The sequence below is a fragment of the Pseudomonas sp. AF03-9 genome (assembly GCF_020515815.1).
GTDB lineage: Bacteria > Pseudomonadota > Gammaproteobacteria > Pseudomonadales > Pseudomonadaceae > Aquipseudomonas.
This window is the reverse complement of the sequence record NZ_JAHPJF010000053.1, coordinates 1-1,459: the sequence shown is the minus strand read 5'-3', so window position 1 is coordinate 1,459 and position 1,459 is coordinate 1. Positions and strand designations below refer to the sequence as shown.

The following is a 1,459-nucleotide window of genomic DNA, read 5'->3' as shown; positions in this document are numbered from 1 at the left end:
TCGGTGCCATGCTTGATGTGCTGGCCTTCGAAGGCGAAGAGCAGCTCAGCCAGCCGTTCAAGTACCGCATCGAATTCACCAGCCCCGACCTCGACCTCGCCGCCGACTCCATCCTCGGCCATCAAGCCAGTTTCAGCCTGCACGCCCTGCCACAAAAACTGCCGCTGCTGAGCCTGTCGCCCCCCAAGATCAAACCCCTGCGCACCCTGCACGGCGTCGTCACCACCTTCGCCCGCCAATCCGGCTCCAACGACCAGGCCACCTATGCAATCACCCTGCAACCGCGTCTGGCCCTGCTTGAACGTGGCCGACAGTTGCGTATCTACCAGCACCAATCCGTGCCCGAGATCGTCGAACACATCCTGCGCAGCCGCCACGCTTTCGAAGGCCAGGACTTCCTGTTCACCCTCAAGCGCGACTACCCCCGGCGCGAACAGGTCATGCAATACGGCGAAAGCGACCTGGCTTTCATCAGCCGGCTGCTCGCCGAAGTGGGCATCTGGTATCGCTTCACCAGCGACGAACGCCTGCGCCTAGAGGTCGTCGAGTTTTTCGATAGCCAGCGCGGTTACCAATTCGACGTCGAACTGCCATACCGCCCGCAATCCGGGCTCGGCAGCAGCGGGCAGGACGGCGTATGGGCGTTGCAATCGAGCCACCAGGTCGTCGAGCAACAGGTCAGCGTACGCGCCTACCACCACCGCGACGCCAGCGCCCACCTGAACGGCGGGATCGAGCAGAGCCGCGGCGGGGCCTACGGCGATGCCTACCACTACGCCGAACCCTACAGCGTCCTCGGCAACCGCCTCGATCAAGACGAAGACCTGCCATGCGAAAGCGGCTACTTCTACGCACGCCTGCGCCACGAGCAGTACCTGAACCAGCAGACCCGCCTGAGCGGCCTCAGCAGCAGCGCCACCCTGGCGCCGGGCCAGGTCCTCAGGATCAGCGGCGGCGCACCCCAGGCGTTCCAAACCGGTGCAGTCATCACCCGCCTGACCACCCAGGCCGCGCGCGACCGCAGCTTCGAAGCCGCCTTCGAGGCGATCCCCTATTCAGAAACCCTGTGCTTTCGCCCGGCCCCGCACGCCAAACCGCAAATCGCCGGCACCGTCCCGGCCCGCGTCACCAGCCCCCAGGCCCACGACCCTTACGGCCACATCGACATGGAAGGCCGCTACCGCGTCAACTTCCTGTTCGACCGTGACACCTGGAAACCCGGCGAAGAAAGCCTGTGGCTGCGCCTGGCCCGGCCCTACGCAGGCGACACCCACGGCCTGCACCTGCCACTGATCCCCGGCACCGAAGTGGCCATCGCCTTCGAACAAGGCGACCCGGACCGCCCCTACATCGCCCACGCCCTGCACGACAGCCAGCACGTCGACCACGTGACCCTGCGCAACTACAAACGCAACGTGCTACGCACACCGGCCAATAACAAACTGCGCATGGACGACAC

The 1,459-nt window shown here is 65.3% G+C and carries 1 protein-coding gene; it reads left to right on the top strand.

Going from position 1 to position 1,459, the window contains the following annotated elements:
* Nucleotides 1-8: 8 nt before the first annotated feature.
* A partial coding sequence (locus LIY36_RS27570) for a type VI secretion system Vgr family protein (protein ID WP_226457853.1) occupies nucleotides 9-1,459 on the top strand: 1,451 nt, incomplete at its 3' end.